The sequence below is a fragment of the Pediococcus stilesii genome (genome assembly GCF_001437075.1).
Lineage (GTDB): Bacteria > Bacillota > Bacilli > Lactobacillales > Lactobacillaceae > Pediococcus > Pediococcus stilesii.
Map to the genome: position 1 here is coordinate 77023 of NZ_JQBX01000009.1, position 21580 is coordinate 98602.

The 21580-nt window shown below is 37.9% G+C and carries 23 protein-coding genes and 1 pseudogene; 8 read left to right on the top strand and 16 right to left on the bottom strand.

Features of this window, described 5'->3' with window-relative positions:
- Positions 1 to 35: 35 nt before the first annotated feature.
- The 3 genes from IV81_RS05310 to IV81_RS05320 form a co-directional block, all read right to left on the bottom strand.
- Positions 36 to 1091: an FUSC family protein gene (locus IV81_RS05310; protein ID WP_057802810.1), complete on the bottom strand. Its 1056-nt coding sequence runs from the start codon at positions 1089 to 1091 to the stop codon at positions 36 to 38.
- 105 nt (positions 1092 to 1196) lie between these two features.
- The gene (locus IV81_RS05315) at positions 1197 to 2018 is read right to left on the bottom strand and encodes a Cof-type HAD-IIB family hydrolase (RefSeq protein ID WP_057802811.1); all 822 of its coding nucleotides are present in this window, start codon (positions 2016 to 2018) and stop codon (positions 1197 to 1199) included.
- Positions 2019 to 2051: 33 nt separating this feature from the next.
- Complete coding sequence (locus IV81_RS05320) at positions 2052 to 2381, bottom strand: hypothetical protein (protein ID WP_057802812.1); 330 nt, start codon at positions 2379 to 2381, stop codon at positions 2052 to 2054.
- Positions 2382 to 2468: 87 nt separating this feature from the next.
- Here IV81_RS05320 and IV81_RS05325 point away from each other — a divergent pair, with 87 nt between their 5' ends.
- Positions 2469 to 3410: an AEC family transporter gene (locus IV81_RS05325; RefSeq protein ID WP_083484688.1), complete on the top strand. Its 942-nt coding sequence runs from the start codon at positions 2469 to 2471 to the stop codon at positions 3408 to 3410.
- 121 nt (positions 3411 to 3531) lie between these two features.
- On the opposite strand, the gene IV81_RS05330 is transcribed toward IV81_RS05325, so the two are convergent.
- Complete coding sequence (locus IV81_RS05330) at positions 3532 to 3885, bottom strand: arsenate reductase family protein (RefSeq protein WP_057802813.1); 354 nt, start codon at positions 3883 to 3885, stop codon at positions 3532 to 3534.
- Positions 3886 to 4146: 261 nt separating this feature from the next.
- Between IV81_RS05330 and gdhA the strand changes: the two genes are divergently transcribed.
- Entirely contained in the window at positions 4147 to 5493 is a 1347-nt protein-coding gene (gdhA, locus tag IV81_RS05335; protein WP_057802814.1) for an NADP-specific glutamate dehydrogenase, read from the top strand.
- Between the two features lie 170 nt (positions 5494 to 5663).
- Here the strand turns inward: gdhA and IV81_RS05340 are convergent, their stop codons facing one another.
- Positions 5664 to 6695, bottom strand: coding sequence for a YeiH family protein (locus IV81_RS05340; RefSeq protein ID WP_057802815.1), 1032 nt, complete (start codon positions 6693 to 6695; stop codon positions 5664 to 5666).
- Between the two features lie 111 nt (positions 6696 to 6806).
- Between IV81_RS05340 and IV81_RS05345 the strand changes: the two genes are divergently transcribed.
- The gene (locus tag IV81_RS05345; protein ID WP_057802816.1) at positions 6807 to 7664 is read left to right on the top strand and encodes a LysR family transcriptional regulator; all 858 of its coding nucleotides are present in this window, start codon (positions 6807 to 6809) and stop codon (positions 7662 to 7664) included.
- Here IV81_RS05345 and IV81_RS05350 read toward each other — a convergent pair.
- Positions 7657 to 8268: a uracil-DNA glycosylase gene (locus IV81_RS05350; RefSeq protein WP_057802817.1), complete on the bottom strand. Its 612-nt coding sequence runs from the start codon at positions 8266 to 8268 to the stop codon at positions 7657 to 7659. The genes IV81_RS05345 and IV81_RS05350 overlap by 8 nt on opposite strands.
- A 1-nt stretch (position 8269) precedes the next feature.
- Positions 8270 to 8929 carry a histidine phosphatase family protein gene (locus IV81_RS05355; protein WP_057802818.1) on the bottom strand — a complete coding sequence of 220 codons (660 nt, stop codon included), beginning with the start codon at positions 8927 to 8929 and terminating at the stop codon, positions 8270 to 8272.
- Between the two features lie 378 nt (positions 8930 to 9307).
- Here IV81_RS05355 and IV81_RS05360 point away from each other — a divergent pair, with 378 nt between their 5' ends.
- Entirely contained in the window at positions 9308 to 9493 is a 186-nt protein-coding gene (locus IV81_RS05360; RefSeq protein ID WP_057802819.1) for an LBP_cg2779 family protein, read from the top strand.
- A gap of 66 nt (positions 9494 to 9559) precedes the next feature.
- On the opposite strand, the gene IV81_RS05365 is transcribed toward IV81_RS05360, so the two are convergent.
- The 4 genes and pseudogenes from IV81_RS05365 to IV81_RS05380 form a co-directional block, all read right to left on the bottom strand.
- Complete coding sequence (locus IV81_RS05365) at positions 9560 to 9781, bottom strand: hypothetical protein (protein WP_157059755.1); 222 nt, start codon at positions 9779 to 9781, stop codon at positions 9560 to 9562.
- 134 nt (positions 9782 to 9915) lie between these two features.
- Positions 9916 to 11060: pseudogene (locus IV81_RS05370) on the bottom strand (RNA-guided endonuclease TnpB family protein).
- Between the two features lie 119 nt (positions 11061 to 11179).
- On the bottom strand, positions 11180 to 11698 hold the full coding sequence (locus tag IV81_RS05375; RefSeq protein ID WP_057802821.1) for an MFS transporter: 519 nt from the start codon (positions 11696 to 11698) through the stop codon (positions 11180 to 11182).
- Positions 11699 to 11769: 71 nt separating this feature from the next.
- Complete coding sequence (locus tag IV81_RS05380) at positions 11770 to 12150, bottom strand: iron-sulfur cluster biosynthesis family protein (protein ID WP_057802822.1); 381 nt, start codon at positions 12148 to 12150, stop codon at positions 11770 to 11772.
- Between the two features lie 127 nt (positions 12151 to 12277).
- Here IV81_RS05380 and IV81_RS05385 point away from each other — a divergent pair, with 127 nt between their 5' ends.
- Positions 12278 to 12796 carry a GNAT family N-acetyltransferase gene (locus tag IV81_RS05385; RefSeq protein WP_057802823.1) on the top strand — a complete coding sequence of 173 codons (519 nt, stop codon included), beginning with the start codon at positions 12278 to 12280 and terminating at the stop codon, positions 12794 to 12796.
- Here IV81_RS05385 and IV81_RS05390 read toward each other — a convergent pair.
- The 4 genes from IV81_RS05390 to IV81_RS05405 all read right to left on the bottom strand — a co-directional run bounded on the left by IV81_RS05390 (position 12793) and on the right by IV81_RS05405 (position 18214).
- Complete coding sequence (locus IV81_RS05390) at positions 12793 to 13626, bottom strand: ribonuclease H family protein (protein ID WP_057802824.1); 834 nt, start codon at positions 13624 to 13626, stop codon at positions 12793 to 12795. The genes IV81_RS05385 and IV81_RS05390 overlap by 4 nt on opposite strands.
- A 137-nt stretch (positions 13627 to 13763) precedes the next feature.
- A complete protein-coding gene (locus IV81_RS05395) occupies positions 13764 to 15077 on the bottom strand; it encodes an NCS2 family permease (protein ID WP_057802825.1) in 1314 nt (437 codons plus the stop codon).
- A 198-nt stretch (positions 15078 to 15275) separates the two neighbouring features.
- Positions 15276 to 17189: a M13 family metallopeptidase gene (locus tag IV81_RS05400; RefSeq protein ID WP_057802826.1), complete on the bottom strand. Its 1914-nt coding sequence runs from the start codon at positions 17187 to 17189 to the stop codon at positions 15276 to 15278.
- 53 nt (positions 17190 to 17242) lie between these two features.
- The gene (locus tag IV81_RS05405; protein WP_057802827.1) at positions 17243 to 18214 is read right to left on the bottom strand and encodes an asparaginase; all 972 of its coding nucleotides are present in this window, start codon (positions 18212 to 18214) and stop codon (positions 17243 to 17245) included.
- A 104-nt stretch (positions 18215 to 18318) separates the two neighbouring features.
- Between IV81_RS05405 and IV81_RS05410 the strand changes: the two genes are divergently transcribed.
- Positions 18319 to 19074, top strand: coding sequence for a potassium channel family protein (locus IV81_RS05410; protein ID WP_057802828.1), 756 nt, complete (start codon positions 18319 to 18321; stop codon positions 19072 to 19074).
- Between the two features lie 89 nt (positions 19075 to 19163).
- Here the strand turns inward: IV81_RS05410 and IV81_RS05415 are convergent, their stop codons facing one another.
- Positions 19164 to 19817, bottom strand: a complete 654-nt coding sequence (locus IV81_RS05415) for an MIP/aquaporin family protein (RefSeq protein ID WP_057802829.1) — start codon at positions 19815 to 19817, stop codon at positions 19164 to 19166.
- A gap of 168 nt (positions 19818 to 19985) precedes the next feature.
- Between IV81_RS05415 and IV81_RS05420 the strand changes: the two genes are divergently transcribed.
- Both IV81_RS05420 and IV81_RS05425 read left to right on the top strand, forming a co-directional pair.
- Entirely contained in the window at positions 19986 to 20408 is a 423-nt protein-coding gene (locus tag IV81_RS05420) for a hypothetical protein (RefSeq protein WP_057802830.1), read from the top strand.
- Between the two features lie 74 nt (positions 20409 to 20482).
- Positions 20483 to 20821, top strand: coding sequence for a hypothetical protein (locus IV81_RS05425; protein ID WP_057802831.1), 339 nt, complete (start codon positions 20483 to 20485; stop codon positions 20819 to 20821).
- Positions 20822 to 21580 lie beyond the last annotated feature (759 nt).

Consider the following 21580-nt stretch of genomic DNA (forward strand, 5'->3'; position numbering starts at 1 on the left):
AATTCGATTGAAAGTCAAGGTATAATCTTAATTTTTTATTGTTCTGCGCATTTGGAACACCGATGATGATTCCATAAAAAGCGCCCCAGTCCGGCTACCAGTAATGCAGCCGCAATTCCAATTCCATTATTAAAAATTCGCAAAAAAACTGCAGGTATTAGACCAAAAAGCGTGTATGCCATTGATAGTGCACCAAAACAATTAAATATACTTGCCATAAAATAGTTTGGCGTTAGCCCCAAACCTAATCCGGCAATTGGTGCCACTAAAAAAAACCACTTAATCGGCGTAACCGATAAAATTAATGCGAACATTATTGAGCCAATAATGACTCCGCCTAGTCTTAAGGACGCTCGTTCTCGTAGCTGATTGTTTTGTGGTAAAAGAATCGACATTGCCGCAAAACCTAGCCACATGGTTCGATTAACGTTCAATAACTGACCAATTAAAATTGCCGTTGAAACTCCAACTACTAGCCGAATTTGCCAGCGTAATATTGGATCATGCATTGATTTAATTTTTACCACTTCACTAATCTTAACGTCCCGATTTTTTTGCCGTTGATTATGCCAAAAAACCAATCCGCAAAGTATCATCGCCAATCCGATTGCTGCCATTCGGTGTCCAATTTCGGTTCCCGTAACTGGAATTCCAGTTATCAAGACGTAACTAAACGTATAAACCCCACCATTTCCATACAATGGTTTGGCTGTCGTTAAGCGAATAATCAAGAACAAGCTAACAAGGTTCAGTACGAACACCTCAAAAACGGACAACACAGGGACTAATACGCTATTAATCCCCATTAAACTTAACGAGACGATGAGCGCCAGCAATTCCGCCTTGATATCGTATTCATAACTGACCGCCCGCGAACTCAATAGGATGCAAAAACTACCGACGCCAACGTAACTACTTGCCGGTCCAAATAAAATTGAAAAACACGCAATATACACGATTGCAAACGCCAATAAGGCACCATCTCGAATAATTAGTGCCCAAATTAACCGTTTTCGATCCTGACCGTCTGCGTGACTAATCTTTTCTCGTAATAATCCTGGGCTTAACTGCATTAAGCCATAAAGTCCCATTAAATTTCCTCCTTCACCAAAATCGTGTTGAGGAGTATATCAAAATTAAAATGGACGTGTCAATACGGATTTACATTGAAAAATAGTTTAATCTATTGATAATTTTTATTGAATTTCGCCATTTAATACGCGATCAATCACGTCCATCACGCCGCTGTCATTATTATCTAATGGCGTAATTAAATTGGCTGCATCAAGGGCTTCTTGCTCAGCATTCTTCATTGCATAACCTAAACGAGCATGTTTTAGCATCGCCTCATCATTTTGAGTGTCACCAAATGCCATTGTCTCGTCCATTGAAACTTTCCAAATACTTTGCAACTGTTGAAGTCCATACGACTTTGTAACATGTGGCATGGTAATGTCAATTCCACTAAATCCACTCATTACGCTTCCCAGCACGTCCCCCAGGTCTCGTTTCAACATTCCCGCCTGCATTCTAACATCTCTTAATTCAGACCAATGCGTATCAATTTTATAGATTGGATCGCTAATGCCAGTAAAATGATCAACAGCAGTTAAATTGCTGTAAAAATAAGCACTATCAGCCCATCCCGGATTTTCGGGACGCATGCTAGTAAACGCACGGTGTTGACTTGATAAAATTAATTCAGCGCCACTAAATTCTGGCGTGGTCATTAAGTAATCGATTGCGTCCTTAAGTAACGCCGGTTTAATTGGATTTTCATCTAAAATTTTTCCTTGTTCGATTGTTAATGCGCCATCTTCTGCCACAAATGTCATATCGCCCTCAATTCCAGCAAATACTTCTTGACAGTGTGCCATTTGATTTCCACTAGCAACCACAAACTTAATATGGCGCCGATTTAGTTCATCCAACTGTTTTTGAAATCGTTCATGATCAAAATCATGTTGATCATTTAAAAATGTTCCATCAATGTCACTCGCAATTAATTGAATACTCATAATGGTCCTCCTTAAGATTATCGCGCTTATTTTTTACCTTCCACCCGCGATTCGGTTTAATTCACTAGAAAGATGGTGCCAGAGCCCTTCTGCGTCCGTAATAAAATCTTCTTTGAAACTATTACCTAATGGCTTAACAGTTCCAGCTGGTAGATTAATCACATCATAAACGATTAAATCACCATCCACTAGTTTGCAAGAAAAGTAGTGTCCTTCTAACGCTTCATCCAACAGTTGTTGCGCATTATCTACAACCGCTTGATCAATCAGCTTTTCTTCATTAACTTCCTTGCCCATCGTCTTAAGTTGTTCCATCATTACTCGTAATTCAGTCATATCATGTGGAATTTGAATCAATGCCATTTTAATATCCTCCATTTCTTAACTAATAGTAATTTTATCATTTTAATGGGTTATTATAGAAGGTAAACTATTAGTGGAGGGATTTTTATCTTATTACAAAGCATTCAAGGCGTTTTGGTCATTATCGTGATGGTTGCTGTCGGGTACTACGTTGCATCACTACATTGGTTCACCGAAAGTTCAAAAAAATTAATTGCCAAATTAGTGACTCAAGTTGCTTTACCACCCTATATGATTGTCTCAATTACGAAAGATTTTACTAAAGATGAACTAGCTCGACTACTTCCAAATCTCTGGTATCCCGTACTTTCAATGCTCATTCTTATGGGAATCTCTTGGTTAGTTGCCCACTTTATTAAAGTTGATCAAAGCCGTCGCGGATTGTTCATGTCGATGTTTTTTAATTCCAACACCGTTTTTGTTGGATTACCAATTAATCTTGCAATCTTTGGAGAGAAAAGCCTTCCTTACGTACTAGTCTATTATATGGCTAATACCACTATTTTTTGGACATTGGGTGTTTATTACATTCAGCGTGATAGTTCAAATAATATTAAAATGAGTATTACAGATGCAATCAAAAAAATCTTTTCAGCACCATTACTTGGTTTTATGCTTGGAATCGTTCTAATCGTCTTAGATATTAAACTTCCAGCATTTCTAATGTCGAGCTTTAGCTACCTTGGTGGACTAACAATTCCGCTTTCCATGCTTTTTATTGGCGTTTCAGTTTATGATGCCGGTTTAAAAAACATGCGTTTCCAAAAAGACAATTTGGGCGTTCTGTCTGGTAGATTTATTTTTGCTCCGATCCTAATGGCGCTACTCGTTCTCCCAAGTTCAATGCCAACCATCATGAAAGAAGTCTTTATCCTTCAATCATGTATGCCGGTAATGACAAACGCACCGGTTGTTGCTAAGTTGTATGACGCCGACGCTGACTTCGCTTCCATTATGGTTACTGAAACTACATTACTATCACTCGTTATGGTGCCAATAATGATGATGGTTCTAACAAAGTTATTTTAGGAAAAAATAATAAAAAAATTAAGAGTTATCATCCTTAAAGCGAACTCCCGACGTTGGAATTAATCCAATATCGGGAGTTTTTTAGTACTTTTATATAAAAAACAAAAATTACAATACCAGCCTAAAGCCAATTTTCTTCGTATACTTTAGTATTAAATCCGCAAGTAGCCTTTACGGCATCAACCATTAGTGGTCTTTTTATTAATTTACCATTCTTCGACATCAATTCTGCTGCTTGCTCTTTTGACATCGTGTCCACGCGGTCTTTAAGATTCATTTTTCGATAATCCATTCCGCTAGTATTAAAAAAGTAACGCAAATTTTTATCGTTTTTTGTAAAAATTGTTAACATTTGCTCTTTAGTTGGTGGTTGTTCAACTAAATCTATTTTCTGATATGAAACATCGTGTTCTTTCAGCCACTTTTCGGCCTTTTTACACGTACTACACTTAGAATAACAGTAAAAAATTGTCATATAATCTTCTCCTAGAATAAACAAATCTGAAAACAAACTCAGAATACTATAATTTTTTTAACTAGTAAAACGTGCGTCCTCGATCTAATCAAAACAAAGTGATGTTTTACCAATAAATCGGGTCGTCCACCCCATCTCCACTACCATATACAATTAGAATTATTATAATACTTACCAAAAATATTTTTTGAATTAATCTAATTATTGAATCATCGCTGTGGTATAGTTTTACTTAATTCAAACTAGAAAGGACGCTATTTTATGTCAGAGGTAACTACATATTTACAAAAAGTTCGTGCGGCAATTGCGGAGCGTGATCCAAATCAGAAAGAATTTCTTGAAGCAATCGATAATTTTTTTGCAACTTTGGAACCAGTTTTGAAACAACATCCTGAATACATTAAGGCCAACATTATTGGACGTTTAGTTGAACCTGAAAGAGCTTTTCAGTTTCGTGTTTCATGGACTGACGATGAGGGTAACGTTCAAGTTAATCGTGGATTTAGAGTTCAATTCAATGGCGCCATTGGACCATATAAGGGCGGTCTACGTTTCCATCCTAGCGTTAACCTTTCCATTGTTAAATTCTTAGGATTCGAACAAATTTTAAAAAATAGTTTAACCGGCCTTCCCATCGGTGGTGGTAAAGGTGGTAGTGATTTTGATCCCAAAGGAAAATCGGATGGGGAAATTATGCGCTTTTGTCAAAGCTTCATGACTGAACTTCAGCGTCATATTGGTCCTGATTTAGATGTCCCTGCCGGCGATATCGGCGTTGGCGCCCGTGAAATTGGCTATCTTTACGGACAATACCGTCGCTTACGTGGTTATCAAGCTGGGGTGTTGACTGGCAAAGGATTAGACTTTGGAGGTAGCTTAGTTCGTCCAGAAGCAACCGGATTTGGGTTGCTATACTACACACAGGCTCAATTAGAGTCTCACGGTACTAATTTAATTGGTAAAAAAATTAAAATTTCTGGCGCAGGTAATGTCGCCACTTATGCCGTCAAAAAAGCTAGCGAATTAGGGGCCGTGGCAATAACCGTTTCTGATTCAAATGGCTTTATTTACGATCCTAATGGTATCGACTATCGCCTTGTTAAACAAATTAAAGAAATTGAACGTGGCCGAATAAAGGAATATGCAGAACGGGTTACCGGGGCTCAATATTATGAAGGATCAGTTTGGGATTTTGACATCGATTATGATATTGCACTACCTTGTGCAACTCAAAATGAAATCAATGCGGAACAAGCACAACGCCTGTCTGACAATGGTGCCATTGCCGTAAACTGTGGATCCAACATGTCCTGTACTCCAGAAGCAGTTCAGGTACTGCATAAAAACCAGGTTCTCCTAGGACCATCAAAAGCTGCTAATGCTGGCGGTGTCGTGGTCTCAGCGCTGGAAATGAGTCAAAATAGTGCCAGATTATCGTGGACGTTTGATGAGGTTGATCAGCGTCTTCAGGTTATTATGAAAGACATTTTTAATCAGTCCGCCGATGCTGCGGAAGCATACGGTTTTAAAAATGATTATCTTGTTGGCGCTAACATCGCTGGATTTAAGAAAATTGCTAATGCTATGTTAGCTCAAGGCGTAATTTAACATACTAACTTATGTATTAAATGATCGTGAAAGTCGGCCTAAGAATAAATATGCTCTGGGCAATCTTATTGACTAATTATTTAACCCAATCTGTAAAACTTAAATCAAAAAGTACCAACTACAAAATCCTAAAATTTTTATAGTTGGTACTTTTTTAGTTTGTAAAAAAATTAAAAGAACATCTTAGCTGCACCAATCGTAAAGGCCAGTAATACAACTGAGCCGATAATTGCAGCTGAGAACGGAGCCCCACCACGTTTTAAAATCACTTTAAAGTTAACCGACATCCCTAAAGCGGCCATCGCCATCCCAAGGAAAATGTAAGCTAGTTTAACTAGTAGATCTAAGACATTGGCGCCAAGTGGTAAAAATGTTCCAATAACACTGGCTAACACAAATCCAGCCATGAACCATGGAATTGGGAGTTTACCCTTTACACCGTGGTCTTCATCCCCCGCTTTATTCATTCGATGGCGATGCCAAAATCCGATAATTAGCGCTGCCGGAGCTAATAATAGCACCCTCGAAAGTTTGGTAATAATCGCTGTGTCTAAACTAACTGGGCCACCAGAACCACCCGTTGCTACGGCATGCGCAATTTCATGCAAGGAACCTCCCGCCATTACTCCAAACTGGGTTGGTGTTAGATGTAAAAGTGGTTTTAATCCGATCTCGATGAAAGTGAATACCGTACCGAGAATCGCCACGACAGCAATCGCCATTACTTCATCCTCGCGCTTTTGCTCTTGTCGATCTTCCGGCACCTGAATTTGAGGAGAAATTCCCATTACGGCCGCTGCACCACAAATTCCAGTTCCACTAGCTACCAGAATTGCTAAGTCTGAATCCACGCCAAACTTTCGCGCCAAACTATAAACTCCCCAAATCGTTAAGGTCACAATTATAATTGCTAATAAAATCGTTTTAACTCCGGCGTTTGCTAAAGCAATTAAATTTAATTTAAACCCTAAAAGAATAATTCCTAAACGTAGAAATTTATTCGAAATGAATCCTGTTCCTTTTTTGGAACTTTCGACTACTTTAGGACTAACTTGCACCAACATTCCCAAAACTAGCGCAATCACCAACGCACCAATAATACTAAAATAAGGCAAATTGGCCAAAAGTGTTCCAGCCATTGCACAAATAAACGTTACTAGAATCGCAATCCAAAAACTGGATTCTTTAATAAGTTTAACCATCTTCTATTCTCCAATCTCTCTTTTCAATAAAATAATCGTATCAAAATTTATCAATAAAATATAATTATGATTTATAATTAACATATAAATTTTGCTTATAAGGAGTTAAAAATGTTAGATAATCGTTATGATACCTTTGTTCTATTAACTAAAAATAAATCATATACTAAAACTGCCCAGCAACTTTTCATCACTCAACCCGCTGTGTCTCAGCAAATTAAGAGCCTCGAACATGAACTTCAGCTTAAATTGGTTGAATATCATCACCCTCGACTGCACATTACATCTGCCGGACAGCAGTTAGCCCATTTTATCGAAACTATTCAACATCAAGAAAAAAAGTTAATCAATAATCTTAGGCATCCCGAAGTTTCTTCCAATCTCAAATTTGGAGTCACTCATTCTGTTAGTATTTTCATGGCCCCACGGTTTATTCAGCGCTGGCAGAAAAAATATAATCAGGTTCAATGCGTCGTATCAAATACTCGTGAAATTTTGTCAAAAATTGACGATGGGGAATTAGATTTTGCTATTTTGGAAGGAAATTTCGATAAAGATCGTTATGGTAGTCAAGTTATTTCGTTGGAGGCTTTTGTCGCCGTCACCCGTACCGACTCCAAACTTGCCAATCAAAATAATTTAAAGCTAGAAGACCTTCTTACCGAACCACTAATTTTACGCGAATCCGGTTCAGGGACACGTTCAATTTTCACTAACTGGGCAAAATCTTTTAACATTCATAAAGAAGACTTCTGCCAAGTTATTGAGTTAGGTAGTTCAGCCGGTATTATCAACCTTCTTCAAAATATCGGTGTTAGCTTTATGTACCAATCGTTAATTGAAGATAAAATAAAAACGGGTGCCTTATCCATCCTAAATGTAAAAGGATTAGATATCACCCGTCCAATTTCGGTTGTTTATGCTAAAAATAGCTTCTTTGAAAATGAATATCATGAATTATTTAAATAAACTTTTTCAACTCAATTAAATCGTTTAATACTTCATCTCGCTTGGAATTGAAGCGTCGAATATATGCGGGATGATATAGCGGAAAAATATCGTATTTAACTTTAGAAAGTTTAAATTGACTATTTTGCTCATCCCATATTTGAATTGGCTGATGAAGCATTTTACCATGCATTTTGGTTATTTTTACCGGCCCGCCAATTAAGCGTTCCAGGCCAGTATTGCCTAAAGTAACTAGTATGTGACCCTTTAATTTCGCCATTTCATAATCGAACAATGGTGCTGAAGTTTGAATCTCTAAGGGGGTCGGCTTCCGATCGCTTTTTCTGCCATTTTTTAATTTAAACGGTCGTGAGCGAACTGGCCCGGTGATATAAATTTGATCCCTTGTCACTCCCAATTCATCCAGCCAAACGTTTAACTCTTTACCAGAAGGTCCCACAAATGGGTGACCTTGTTCAGCTTCTTTAGCACCCGGAGCTTCTCCGATCATCACAAATTTAGGATCCAACGCTCCTTCACCTGGGACAAACCCTTCTAAAAACGGGTTAGAATCACTAATCTGGATTGCCTTTTCGATCATTTCATTTGTAAATAAAGTTGCCATTTTAACCTCTCTTATTAACACTAACTATCTTAAATTGGCCATTTTTAAAATCAACCTGACTAACGCTCGCATTTTTTAACAATAAACGTGGTACCTTTTTAGGATTAATGCCATATAAAAAAGCGCTAAGAATTAATCCATGTGATACGATTAAAACGTTAAAATCACGTTGCGGATTTCCTAATTCCTTATCGATTATTTCGCGAACGGTGTTAAGTACTCGGTTACTAACTTCCGGCATGGTTTCGGCAGAATTAGTTTTATCCAACATGTTAAACATTCTAACCACGTTTCGAACTCGATGTTTCCCGAAGAAAAGACGAAAAATCCCCAAGGGTCCAATTTTATGAATTACGGCCCACCAAAACGAAAATACCGATCGATTTTCAAGTCCACCGAAATCGTACTCAGCCAGTCCATCTACCGCTTCAACTTCACGCAATTCGGGATGAGTTTCGACAATAATCCGAGCCGTTTCACTCGCTCGACCAGAAAAACTTGAAAAGGCTCGATCGAACTTTATGTTATTTAACCGATCTGCGAGTTTTCGGACGTCTCTAATCCCCTTCAGGGTTAACGCCGAATTAGTCCGTCCCTGCAGCTTAAAAGACCGATTCAGTTCTGTCTGACCGTGCCTTACCAAATATAAATGAACTGTCATACTCATCCCTCCTCCTAGTTAGAATCGATAATTATCTTCAAACCTTTATCCTGCTTCGCACGCCATTGCGTCAGACTAGGCTACTCTACGAACTCAGCCCATCTTTTTCAACATCCTATCTTAGTTGAGTTTCCAAAGATTGAGTTCTATGATTAGCTACGTCTCACACAACGTCCTGCTTCGCACGCCATTGTGCCAGACTAGGCTACTCTACGAACTCAGCCCATCTTTTTCAACATCCTATCATTAGTATACCAAACGGTTACTGTAATTAAGTTGATAAACACCCCGATAATTTTACAAGATATAATTTCTAGGTTTTATTTAAAATTTGTGGTACGATTTTACCATAGATGGAAGCTTATGGAGGGACTCATTATGAATGACGTAACAGAATTTGCAGAAGAAATCATCAATTTTCAAAAAAAGAACGACCTTACCGATGCCGATGTTGCATTCGGTACTCATCTATCAGTGGAAAAGATTCATCGTATCAAAGAAAACTCGTACAAACCAACCGATGATGATTTGAAACGGATTCGCGACTTCATGAAGACAAAATAGTTTACTAGCGTATGTTAGAAAAAATAAATAGGAGATTATGCACGAATTTTTATCCGTCATAATCTCCTATTTTTTATCGCGCTCTTTTAGTCCTAAGAGCCATACCACGGTTAAACCCGCTGCAATTAGTGCACTTAATATTAAAAACGTTAAATGATTCAAGCTATCCGCGACGAACCCAAAAACGAACGAGCTCAACGGTGATAGGCTATCAAATACTAAAAACCAAATTGAAAATACCCTTCCCAAGAACTCAACCGCCACTATCTGTTGAACAATGGTCATCATTCGAATCCCGTGAACTACTCGTCAATGAATTAACGAGCTTCTGGGAACACTGCTGACTTACAAAATAGTGTCTAGCACTACGTGCAGAGGTTACAGCTATTTACCACGGTTCGTTCCGAACCTAATTAGTCTTTTTAAGCACTTAAGACATTTTTAGCGGCGTTAACGTCTCGATCATGATTAATACCGCATTTGGGACACATCCAGTAACGAACTTCCAAATTATGTTTCCCATCATCATAACCGCAATTACTACAGATTTGGCTAGTCTTATGCGGATTAACAATGACTAATTGTTTCCCATACCAAGCACACTTATATTCTAGCTGTGAACGTAGTTTACGCCATGATTGATTAGCAATTGCACGAGCAAGCTTATGGTTTTTAAGAAGATTTTTGGTTTTCAAATCTTCAATCTTAATCACGTCATACTGCTTTACTAAAGTTTTGGTTAGAACGTGAAGGTAGTTGTTACGCTGATTAGTTATTTTCTCGCTGTACTTGGCAACCATCATTTTAGCTTTTTGATAGTTTTTAAAGTTAGAAAGGTCTCTTGGTCTACCACTTGATTGTGTTTATCCCAAGCAATTTCTTTTTCAGCCTGTAATCTTCGTCTAACCAACCGTTTTTCCCAATAATGTTTCTTTCTAGCCAGAATTTTATCAAATCTGATTGTGGGATACTTCGCCTCATCGCTGGTAATCATCAAGTCAGCAACACCCATATCAATTCCGACGGAATTGTTAGTTTTGGGTAACTCACTGATTTCAGCATCTACTAATAGAATTGCGTAGAACTTATTAGTTGAAGACAGTCTGATAGTAACGTTTTTGATTTTCCCAGTAATTTTTTTACCACTTTTAAAGCGAAGAACTCCTAACTTCGGTAGTTTAAGGTGCCTATTATCAATTACAAAAATATTATGGTTAACCGCTTTAGATTGATAGCTTTGTTTAGGGCATTTACTTGACTTAAATTTGGGAAACCCTTGATGTTCTTTAAAAAATTTCTTGTAAGCTTCAATAAGATCATGATTAACAACTTGTAAGCTAGTACTTTCAGCATCTTTTAACCACGGATATTCTAATTTCAAGGCGGGTAAAAGATTATTTAAAGTAAATACACTTAAAAATTTGGCCTCTGGATTATTTTCATAGCGAGTTATCATCATATTTAACATTTGGTTCCAGACAAATCGGGTGTAACCAAAATTAGCCCTAATTTTATTTTGTTGATTTTGATTGGGGTAGATTCTAACTTTAATTCCTTTTAATATCATTTTGGTCCGCCTCCTTGTAAGAATTATATCATTAACGAATTATTGAAATATGCACTACGTGCAAAAAAAAATAGGCGATTCATCACGTCCTTAAAAGAATGTGTTTTCTCGCCCAAACTTTATAAAAAAGTTCTAAAATCAATCCATCGAAGCGTTAACAGAAATCCACCCAGCAATGGCGCTAAAACCTGCGCCATCATGGTACCTGAATTTGCCATTGAATTAAACTTAGCTAGTGCGCTGGGAACAATAATCTCCGGTACAACCGCCTTTGCGGGTGGAAAATTAAATGCCAATCCAATGTCCATAATGACCGTTAACAAAACCAACTGGTAAAATACCGGTTCCTTTACGTCAAAAGTTGCTGCCGCAAACATACACGCGATGAAACTTACTAAATCAGAGACTAACATAACGTTCTTTCGATTATACCGATCTACAATCGGTCCTGCCAATAAATCTCCTAAAACTAAAATAGCCCCACCAATTCCTTGAACAATTCCAAGTAGTGAGGCATGTCCCGTTGCTTTCACGATGAACCAATTCATTCCAAAAATGAATAGCTCATCCCCCAATCTGGAAACAAAGGGACTTAAAAACAACGGCCAACTAAACTTCTTTTTACTAATCCCGTCCATGCCTCGTCCTCCCCAAAATATAATTAATGCTTATCTTACAGGAAAATTCAGCCAGTGAATCAAATAATTACCTAGCGGGCAGGATTTTTTTTAACACCATTAGGATCTGTAAAATCGATTAACCCCATATTGTCATCAATTGGGCCACCATCACCATGGAGTTGTAGTGTATTCATATTCTTATTGAATGAAATAACCATATTGTTATCCAAATCTTCTTTAGAATATCCCTTAATTAAAAGGTCACCTAGATTTGAAGGAATGACATCGTCATACTCATCAGTTGGGGCATCTTTAGCTACGATATTAATCGAAAATTGCACTTGCATGTGAATCATTGCGTGTTGTGAATACTGACCTACACCATCCTCAAACGTTAACAATAACTTCTTGTCATCACCTAACATTGGTTGAATCTTCTGAATTGCGTCTTCATCAAATTTAATGTTCATCACTAAATCCCTCCTTATTTCGTGTACATCATAAACCTTTTGGAACTAAAAACCAAACAATATCATTTCAGATTTGATAAAATCTAGTGTAGAGTTAAGGTAAATAATATAAATGAGGGTCTTATCTATGAATAAATTTGAATTATACCATCCTATCTTCACCGATCATTTTCTTTTAGATTGGTTAACTATGTCGAAAGTCAAAGATGTTTTTGAATTGCGTAACGATGCAGTCATTGCCGAACAAAGTGGTCGTCAAATTGATCAATCGATTGAAGAAACTACTAAATACGTTAACAACATGATGCGACTCGTAATGAACAACGAAGCTTTAATCTGGGGAATCTCGACGAAGGAAAATCGTGACTTCTTAGGCATTTTTTGTATTTGGAATTTTGATCGCGATGAAAAGTCCGTTTCTATTCGTTTCGAAATTCTACGAGATCAGCAGCGAAAAGGCGTAATGCAAGAAGTATTAACGCGCATGACCATTTTCTGTTTTGAAGAACTTGGCTTACGCAAAATAAAAGCAACGTTGCTAAAAGACAACGTTGCTACTAGCAGTTTACTCGACCGCGCTGGTTTTAGTGTGGATTCTGCAAGAACAACTGACGAAACCATCACCTATGAATTAACCCAAAACTAATCATTAGGATCTTTAAACAGTCCTAATTGTTTGAAGCTTGTCATCAAATCCTGAACCGATTTTTCCGTCTCTGGATTTGATGCAGCTTCTTTATTTTGCACTATTTTTTTCTGCACATTAGTCGTTGTTTTGGATTTTGGCACTTGTTTTGTGGATGTCATTTGATCCATAGTTTGATTTAAAAGTTCATCAACAAAAACATTTCCGGTATTGTCAGCGTGTCCCTTGGTCCATTTGAACTCAACATGTTTAATTCGTCCCAAAAGTAGGGCCACTTCTTGCCAAAGTTCTTTGTTGGCTACAATTTCGCCATTCGCCTTTTTCCAATTGCGGCGTTTCCATCCCCAAATCCAATTTTGATTAATTGCATCTAAAACATACTTAGAATCGGATACTACCAGAATTGGTTCCTGATCACCAAAGCGCTGAATCACCATTTTTAATCCGTTAATTAAGGCCATAATCTCCATTCGATTATTTGTTGCTCCAAATTCTCCTCCAGAATCGGATAACTGCAAGGAACCTTTTTTGATCATGAAAGCCCAAGCAGCTAAGTCTTCTTTTCGAACATGACCACCGGCCACGTTGCCAGTGTTTCGTGAACCGCCATCTGTGTACAAAACAAGCCCATCTGCTTTTCCGTCACTTTGTGGTACTGCCTTGCTAATTGAATCGCGACCATCTTGCCATTGTTCAGCTTCACTCTCAGTTGAAAAGCTTTTGTAGATTGCACCTGGAAAACCATCTACCTGTTGTTTAGCTTCATCCCAGGTTCGATAAATTCCAGGTTTTCGTCCTTTTTTGATCGCATAGAATTTCTTTTTGGCCATTAATTCGTCCCCTTACGTTAAAAGCTAAAGTACAAAAACATTTTATTCATTAAAAATCCTACAATTTCAAAGAGGCTCCGGTAAAACAGTCTTCTGTTTTACCACAGCCTCATTTTTTCTTATAATTTAAATTAACACTAAGCGTTTAAAATCGCAATAAACCCGATGAAAACAAAGAATAATCCGTACATCAAAGGATGAACTTCCTTGCCACGTTTTGCAGCAATCATTGCAATTGGATACGTAATAAATCCTAATGCAATTCCGTCCGAAATGCTGTAAGTTAATGGCATCCCAATCATAATTAAGAACGCTGGAATTGCAATTTCAAGTTTATCCCAAGAAATTTCACGAGTTTGTTGAGCCATCAGAACTCCCACGATCACAAGTGCTGGAGCAGTCACCTGAGAAGTAACTACCGCTAACAATGGTGAAAAGAACATTCCTAGAACAAACATGATTCCCGTCGTAATTACGGTAAAGCCTGATCGGCCCCCGACCGCAATTCCGGCTGAAGATTCAACAAACGCTCCCACTGGTGATGTTCCAAGTAGTGAACCTGTTAGCATTGCCGTTGAATCTGACATTAAGGCTTTCCCAACGCGGGGCATTTTATTGTCTTTCATAAAACCGGCTTGTGTTGCTAAACCAACTAAAGTTCCTGCCGTATCGAAGAATGTGACAAGCAGAAAAGTTAAAACAACCACCCAAAGTTGAAGCGTGTTGATATCACCAACATGTGATATCGCCGTTAAGAACGTTGGTTTTAAACTTGGGGCAGCTGAAACAATACTCGATGGGGCATGAATTACCCCTGTAAACAGACCAAACAGCGTTGTAAGAACCATCCCAACAAAAATTGCTCCAGGAACCTTTCGAATCATTAGGAAAATCGTAATAATCAAGCCAAAAACTGTAAGCCAAGTTGACGGAACTGAAAAAGATCCCAATGCAACCATCGTATCTTTATTTGAAACGATGATTCCTCCCTGACTCAATCCCAAAAAGGCAACAAAGAGGCCAATTCCGGCCGAAATCGCATGTTTTAAGTCTGCAGGAATCGCATTAATGATTAATTCACGAAGTTTAAAAATTGTGATTAACAGAAAAATTAACGAAGCGACGAACACCCCTGCTAGAGCTGTCTGCCACGGAATATGCATACCAATAACTACTGAATATGCAAAAAAGGCATTAATCCCAAGCGCAGGTGCTGACGCAATCGGATAATTGGCAAGAATCCCCATCAAAAAACAACCGATGGCACTGGCTAACGCTGTCGCAGTAAAAACAGCTCCCTTATCCATTCCGGACGCCCCAAGGACGTTGGGATTAACAAACATAATGTAAACCATTGAAATATAAGTAGTAATACCAGCAATAATTTCAGTTTTAAAATTGGTTTTCAATTTATCAAATTGAAAATAGTTAGCAATTTGTTTCAATTTCATTTCTCCCTTTTTTAGTTCGAATTTATAAAAAAAACAGCACTGATATAGTCTACACTACTTAAAAATATAAGTAAAGAACGTATCTAAACATCTTGATTCGTTTTATAGTTCGTGTTTTAAAAAATCCCCTACCGCAATTGCTGAAATAAGAATCATTTCGTTAATTGTGATAAGAGATTTTTTTAGTTTATAAAGTGACTACCAGATTTGTACTCGATCCTGTGGTTCCATCCACATTCCATCACCTTTTTGAACGTTAAAGGTATCATAAAATTCTTGGAAATTTTTAACTTGGATGTTAGCCCGTAATTTAGCCGGCGCATGAACATCGATCGACAGCAATAATTCTTCACGTTGCTTTGTAGCTTTCGTCCGCCAAATTGTCGCCCAGTTAGTAAAGAATTCTTCTAGGTTAGCATCGCTAGTTGCTTTCGTTGCTTCAAGCGCCGCACTTAATCCACCATCATCCGCAACGTTTTCCGTTACAACTAGTTTGCCATTCACTTTGCCACCCGCAAATGGAAGACCATCGAACTCTTTAACCATTGCCTCAGATAGTTGATGGAAATGATCTAAATCTTCCTTTGTCCACCAGTTATCCATATTTCCAAATTCATCAAATAGAGCCCCATTTGGATCAAAAGCATGTGAAATTTCATGTGCCATAACCGCACCAATTCCGCCGTAATTTTGGCTAGCCGTTTGTTTCAAACTATAAAACGGTGCTTGTAAGATGGCCGCTGGGAAACAAATTAAATTTCCTTCGGGAGAATAGTACGCGTTAACTGTATCCGCGCTCATATGCCATTCGCTACGGTCAACTTCTTCGCCAAATTTAGATAATTGATCTTCTAAGAAAATTCTCGAAAACTCTTGAACGTTGCCAACTAAGCTCCCACCTTCATCAGCCGTTTTCGTTTTCAGTTTTTTATAAACTGCTTTAAGTTGATCTGGATATCCAACTAAAATTTTTAACGACCGTAATTTCGTGATTGCTTTTTGTTTTGTTGCATCGCCTAGCCACGTATTTGCCGCTAAACGTTGTTCATAAACATTGATCATTGCAACCACCATATCATGAACATCTTGCTTAGCCGTTTCGCCAAAGTATTTATGTCCATAATATTCACCAACAACTTGACTAAATGTTCTCCGTGACAAGTAGAAGGCACTCTTTTCTTGAGGCATGGATTCTTTTTGACCGGATAACGCTCGACCAAAAACTCCTCCAATTTGACGAAATTCTTCGCTTAAATATCCAGATAGAGAACTGACCATATTGACATACATCCAGTTTTTAAAATCTTCAAATGTATCATCGTTAGCAATTTGATTCAAATTCTCATAGAACTTAGGTTCCGTTACAATAATTTGGTCTGGAGTTGTTCCAATCAATTCATTAACTAACTTTTTGACGTCAATACTGTGAATTGATTCAGCGAATTCGTCAAAGTTTGATGGGTTATATAATTTAGCAACATCACTTAATTCTTCAGAATTTTTTCGGTATGGTGCTAAACTTGCATCAAAACGTTTGGCTCCTTCAACAATCGCAGACGCTTCCGCCTTGGACTTACCAATCTTAACCAATAACTGATTCATCATATCGGTAAAAATCTGCATCAATTGTGGTCCAGCCGTATTGTCCTTATCATAGTAAGTTTTGTCCGGCAAAATAAGCCCGACTCCGCCAGCCCACAATACGTTGCGCTTGTCGGCCCCATTACCTTTAAGGTCTGGTTCGACTCCCAAATCAACTGGTAACTCCGCACCGTTGAAAACTAGTTCCTTAAGATTGGCGTTTACATCATCCCATCCTTGAAGGCTCTCGACCTTTTCCAAATATGGTAGTAATGGTTTTACGCCATCACGATCACGTTTCTCAAAATCAGCTGCAATTTCATAAAATTTAATAAATTCGGTTAGTTCGGGCGTATTCGGTTTGATGTTTCCAGAACGCATTTCAGCGAAGTCTTTCATTAAATGTTCATCTACACCATCGACCAAATCCATAAAACCACCTGTTGATGAATGATCGGCCGGAATTTCTGCTGATTCCAACCAACTACCATTAACGGCATCATAAAAATCATCTTTAACTGAACTTGTCATCGTAATTCCTCACTTTCAAATCTGTTAATCAAACATTATACACCGTTATTAGTTTATGAGACGGCATCCCGCATATACTTTTCAAGATTTTGGGGATCCATTCCCCCACTAATAGCAACTTGTAATTTTAGACGTGCCTTTTGTCCGTTCAATCCTTGACAAAAAATTACTCCCATCCGCTCCAGGTCAATTCCGCCCCCTGGGTAATCGTAAATCGGTTCAGCCAAACCATTGTAACAACGGGAAACCATTATCACCGGAATTCCTTGATCAATAAGCGCTTGGATCGGTTCTACCACTTCCACCGGTAAATTTCCGGCTCCCAGCCCTTCAATTACCAATCCCTTCGTTTCCGGACGGTTCATTGCTTCAAAAATTTCTTTTGGTATCCCGGCGTAAGCCTTAATTAAGTAGACACCCTTTTCTAAATGATCAATATCGCAAACTTGCTGTTGGATCAATTCTTGAAAAAACTTGATATCTCGCTTATATACAATTCCTAAGGGACCAAAGGTTGGTGTTCGGAATGTATTTACATTCGTTGTATGCGTCTTAGTGACGAATCGAGCGGTATGAATTTCGTCATTCATAACCACCAAAACGCCCTTACTACTTGCTTCATCTGAAGCAGCGGTTAAAATTGCACTTTGGAAATTATAAACGCCATCTGATCCAAGTTCGTTTGAAGAACGCATTGCTCCAGTTAAGACAACTGGAATTTCGTTTGGAATGGTTAAATCCAAAAAATAGGCCGTCTCTTCTAAGGTATCCGTTCCATGGGTGATGACAATTCCATCACATTCATGCGTTTCAATCGCTTTTTTGACCCGCTCTTTAATGATTAACATGTCATCTGGCGTGATATGTTCAGAGGGTTTATTTAAAATAACCTCGTTAATTAGATCAATATTTTCATTAATAAACTTACTATCTAAAAGTGGGTTTTCTTCATTGGTTTTGACTGTATCATTACTTGCAGACATTGATATTGTTCCGCCCGTATGTAAAGCTAAAATTCTTTTCATGATCAACTTCCTCCGTATTCAACTCATATCATATCATTTCAATCTATTTACAGCTTTAAAAAATGCGTTAAAATAATTCTATCAATCTCAAAGGATTTTAAAGTATGACTAAAAGAAAAATTAAGATTCAAATTCTATATGATCTAGTTATGGCCAGCATTGCAAGTTTGTCGTTTATAATTGTGATTGCTTCATTTTTTAGCAAAATGGTCAGTTTAACCAACCCCTTCACCGCCCATTTGCTAAATATGTTTCTCATTATCTACATAATTGACTTTTTCACACGAATGACTAAAAGTCAAAATATCCAACGTTTTTTATTTGATAATACTTTCGATTTACTTTCTTTAATACCTTTGCATCCGGCATTTGCCATTTTTCGAATTGGGCGTGTCTTTAAAATTATTCGCCAACATCATTTGCTATGGCATTTGGGCCTCGACGGAAAGTTTTCCAAGACCATCCATCGTTTCATCTATACTACTGGTTTTTTAAACCTCTTTACCGTTAGTATGTTTATTTTAGTATTGAGTTCATTACTTTATTCCATTGTTGAAAAGATTTCATACCCAGCGGCTCTTTGGTGGGCCATTACAACGGCCACGACGGTAGGCTATGGCGATATATCCCCCGCCACGAATGTTGGAAAATTTATCGCTGCATTCCTAATGATCGGCGGGGTTGGTTTTATTGGTTTGTTAACCAGTACAATCACCGGATTCTTTACGTCAGAAAGCACCGATGCTCAGGAAGATGACATGACAAAATTATTTAAAAAAATAGATCAATTAGATCGTAAAGTCGATCATTTACAACATGAGCTTAATCTACAACGGCGTAAAACCGGCCGTAAAAAATAAAAGCACCCCTGAAGATTAGATTTAAGTCTAACCCTCAGGGGTGTCCTATTTATTATAGCTTTTGAATATCTTTTTATAGCTTTTTAAAACTAGTTTTCTTCGCTACCCAAAAATTTAGCAACATAAGCTGCAATTGCGGCACCTAAAAGTGGAGCAACCACGTAAACCCAGTAATGTGCAAGTGCCGTTCCGCCAACTAAAATTGCTGGACCAAAGCTACGAGCAGGGTTCAATGAACCACCCGTTAGATTTAATGACGCAATAATCATGAAACCTAACGTTAAACCGATAATTAGCCCCGCAAAATTAGCATTTCCAAATTTCTTACTTGTAACTAATAGAATAACTAGCACAAACAAGAATGTGACTAGAGTTTCCGTTACAAGTGCCGGAACTGCTGAAATTTTAGCGAAATCAGTTTGTCCCAAATTACTTGTTGAAGCACCCATTGCACCTAATAGGTATTTAACAACTCCTGAAGCCAATACAGCACCAACAAACTGTGAAATAACATAGTAGATCGCATCAGTTCCACTAATTCGTTTGTTAATCCACATTCCAAATGTAACGGCAGGATTAAAATGTCCGCCTGAAATCGCACCAACGGAATAAGCCATAATTGTTACAGCTAGTCCAAAAGATAGGCCAATTCCCAACACCTTAGCTTGTCCAATTGTAACAGCAGCGGTACCAACAAAAACAAGAACAAAAGTACCAATAATTTCTGAAATATATTTTTTCATTACTTTCTCCTCTCTCTTTCTCGAAAAAAAATTAATTTCAATTGATTATTATATAACCATTTAACCAATTACTCAAACTTATTGAATACATTCGACAATAGTTTACTTATCACTGAATCACATATTTATGATAAAATAAAATTAACAAGGTAATCAGGAGGAGCTCTTATGGCAAAAATCGACGTGAAAATTATTGACCAACCCACTGCAAAGGCAATGCTGGTAGAATTCAAAAGCCAACGCCAAGACAACGTTCCCGTGTTAAAGCATCCAGGACATTATATTCTTCCTGATTACAAATTAACGCGGCAACGTAAGGCTTTTAAAATTCGCAAACATACTTATCTAACCAAAAAATTTCGTTCGTACGTTGCGCTTGACTCGGCTAACGGTCATACCCTTTGGATGCGAAACTTCGGTAGCTTGTCCGAAGCCGTATTTTGGCTTGAGACCGGAATGAAAATTGGTGATACCGATACGGACGCCCGTTTTTCTTTCAAAGATTGGCAACTAACCCATGTGGACGAAATCGAGGAATTAAAAGAAGAGCTTCGCCAGAAAAGTAAGGTAAAACAGGATTCAATTGAATAATTACAATCGCAAGAATGAAACGGTCTTTTAAAAGCCTCACATCTTACTTTTTTTGTAAGGAGGATTATTAATTCATGGATACTGAAAATAAATTTTTAAGTTCACTATCATATTTAAGCATCTTTTTTCTACCAATCATTTTTCCCGTGGTAGTCATTGCTCTAACTTCAAATATTAATCACCCAGCTGCTCATCGAAATGCAATTACTGCTTTTTGGTTACACCTAGTATCATTTCTTTTAGTACCACTTGCATTCGGAATTGGAGTCGGCGCCACCGTTCATGGTGTGACCGCCTCTAGCCTGCCCGTTGGTTCGATCATCGCCTTTGGATTCGTCGGTTTAATTGGAATTGCACTTTTAGCATTATTTATCTATAACATCTATCGCGGAGTTAAAATCTGGGTCGAATAATTCCCGCCATTATCGGCTTTTAAAATAAAATTCAAATTCCGAAGCAATTATGTTGCAACCGCTTACAATTGGTGATATTATAATAATTGAGGAAAGGGAAAAAGTTCCTTTTCAACAAAAACTTCTCAATTGCCTCGGTTCTTAGGCTGTCAGGATCTAGTGAAGGGGCAGAAATTTAAGACAGTTATTGAAAATCATTTCATCATGAGCGTACAGTGAAAAGTTTTGATGTTTAAAAGCACCGATGTTTTAAAGTGATTACGTGCGATGACTCTGATAATAACTGTGACAGTCAGCTTCTCTTGTGTATAAAGAGTAATGTTCGATAAAGTCATTTAAACATTGAATCAAGTAGGTGTTACCAATGACATGAGTAAATCGTCTGTTTGACAGACACGCTGTTCCAAATATCCAAACCCAATAGTTCGCATGGAGGTCAATCGTTTCGAAGAATATCTTAATGAAACTCCAAGACCGTCTATTTCACCGTTAGCCTGAAAAAAGTGTATACCTCGTCAAAACCTCGAGTTTGACTGAACGATACAACAGCAGACGTACTAAACAGAAGCTCAGGTAGGTTTGAAGCACGACGGCTGAACAATTGAATAAGTATTAAGTTGAAGGTGTAAAGATCGTAAAATTTTCCAATAAAGAGATCGTAGTTGAATTGGAACGCCTCTCCTCATAAGGGATTCTAGCTTGAGAAGTCTAGAATCCTATTTTTGTGTCTAAAATGGCTGTCCGTCAATTGGTGTGATG

What these genes read in the sequence shown, in the direction of transcription:
- IV81_RS05345 (WP_057802816.1), top strand. Translation starts at nt 6,807, where the DNA reads ATGTTAGATAATCGTTATGATACCTTTGTTCTATTAACTAAAAATAAA.
- IV81_RS05425 (WP_057802831.1), top strand. Translation starts at nt 20,483, where the DNA reads ATGGATACTGAAAATAAATTTTTAAGTTCACTATCATATTTAAGCATC.
- IV81_RS05380 (WP_057802822.1), bottom strand. Translation starts at nt 12,150, where the DNA reads ATGAACATTAAATTTGATGAAGACGCAATTCAGAAGATTCAACCAATG.
- IV81_RS05330 (WP_057802813.1), bottom strand. Translation starts at nt 3,885, where the DNA reads ATGACAATTTTTTACTGTTATTCTAAGTGTAGTACGTGTAAAAAGGCC.
- IV81_RS05360 (WP_057802819.1), top strand. Translation starts at nt 9,308, where the DNA reads ATGAATGACGTAACAGAATTTGCAGAAGAAATCATCAATTTTCAAAAA.
- IV81_RS05410 (WP_057802828.1), top strand. Translation starts at nt 18,319, where the DNA reads ATGACTAAAAGAAAAATTAAGATTCAAATTCTATATGATCTAGTTATG.
- gdhA (WP_057802814.1), top strand. Translation starts at nt 4,147, where the DNA reads ATGTCAGAGGTAACTACATATTTACAAAAAGTTCGTGCGGCAATTGCG.
- IV81_RS05315 (WP_057802811.1), bottom strand. Translation starts at nt 2,018, where the DNA reads ATGAGTATTCAATTAATTGCGAGTGACATTGATGGAACATTTTTAAAT.
- IV81_RS05395 (WP_057802825.1), bottom strand. Translation starts at nt 15,077, where the DNA reads ATGAAATTGAAACAAATTGCTAACTATTTTCAATTTGATAAATTGAAA.
- IV81_RS05355 (WP_057802818.1), bottom strand. Translation starts at nt 8,929, where the DNA reads ATGACAGTTCATTTATATTTGGTAAGGCACGGTCAGACAGAACTGAAT.
- IV81_RS05405 (WP_057802827.1), bottom strand. Translation starts at nt 18,214, where the DNA reads ATGAAAAGAATTTTAGCTTTACATACGGGCGGAACAATATCAATGTCT.
- IV81_RS05400 (WP_057802826.1), bottom strand. Translation starts at nt 17,189, where the DNA reads ATGACAAGTTCAGTTAAAGATGATTTTTATGATGCCGTTAATGGTAGT.
- IV81_RS05420 (WP_057802830.1), top strand. Translation starts at nt 19,986, where the DNA reads ATGGCAAAAATCGACGTGAAAATTATTGACCAACCCACTGCAAAGGCA.
- IV81_RS05390 (WP_057802824.1), bottom strand. Translation starts at nt 13,626, where the DNA reads ATGGCCAAAAAGAAATTCTATGCGATCAAAAAAGGACGAAAACCTGGA.
- IV81_RS05350 (WP_057802817.1), bottom strand. Translation starts at nt 8,268, where the DNA reads ATGGCAACTTTATTTACAAATGAAATGATCGAAAAGGCAATCCAGATT.
- IV81_RS05375 (WP_057802821.1), bottom strand. Translation starts at nt 11,698, where the DNA reads ATGGACGGGATTAGTAAAAAGAAGTTTAGTTGGCCGTTGTTTTTAAGT.
- IV81_RS05340 (WP_057802815.1), bottom strand. Translation starts at nt 6,695, where the DNA reads ATGGTTAAACTTATTAAAGAATCCAGTTTTTGGATTGCGATTCTAGTA.
- IV81_RS05320 (WP_057802812.1), bottom strand. Translation starts at nt 2,381, where the DNA reads ATGGCATTGATTCAAATTCCACATGATATGACTGAATTACGAGTAATG.
- IV81_RS05415 (WP_057802829.1), bottom strand. Translation starts at nt 19,817, where the DNA reads ATGAAAAAATATATTTCAGAAATTATTGGTACTTTTGTTCTTGTTTTT.
- IV81_RS05310 (WP_057802810.1), bottom strand. Translation starts at nt 1,091, where the DNA reads ATGGGACTTTATGGCTTAATGCAGTTAAGCCCAGGATTATTACGAGAA.
- IV81_RS05365 (WP_157059755.1), bottom strand. Translation starts at nt 9,781, where the DNA reads ATGATGACCATTGTTCAACAGATAGTGGCGGTTGAGTTCTTGGGAAGG.
- IV81_RS05385 (WP_057802823.1), top strand. Translation starts at nt 12,278, where the DNA reads ATGAATAAATTTGAATTATACCATCCTATCTTCACCGATCATTTTCTT.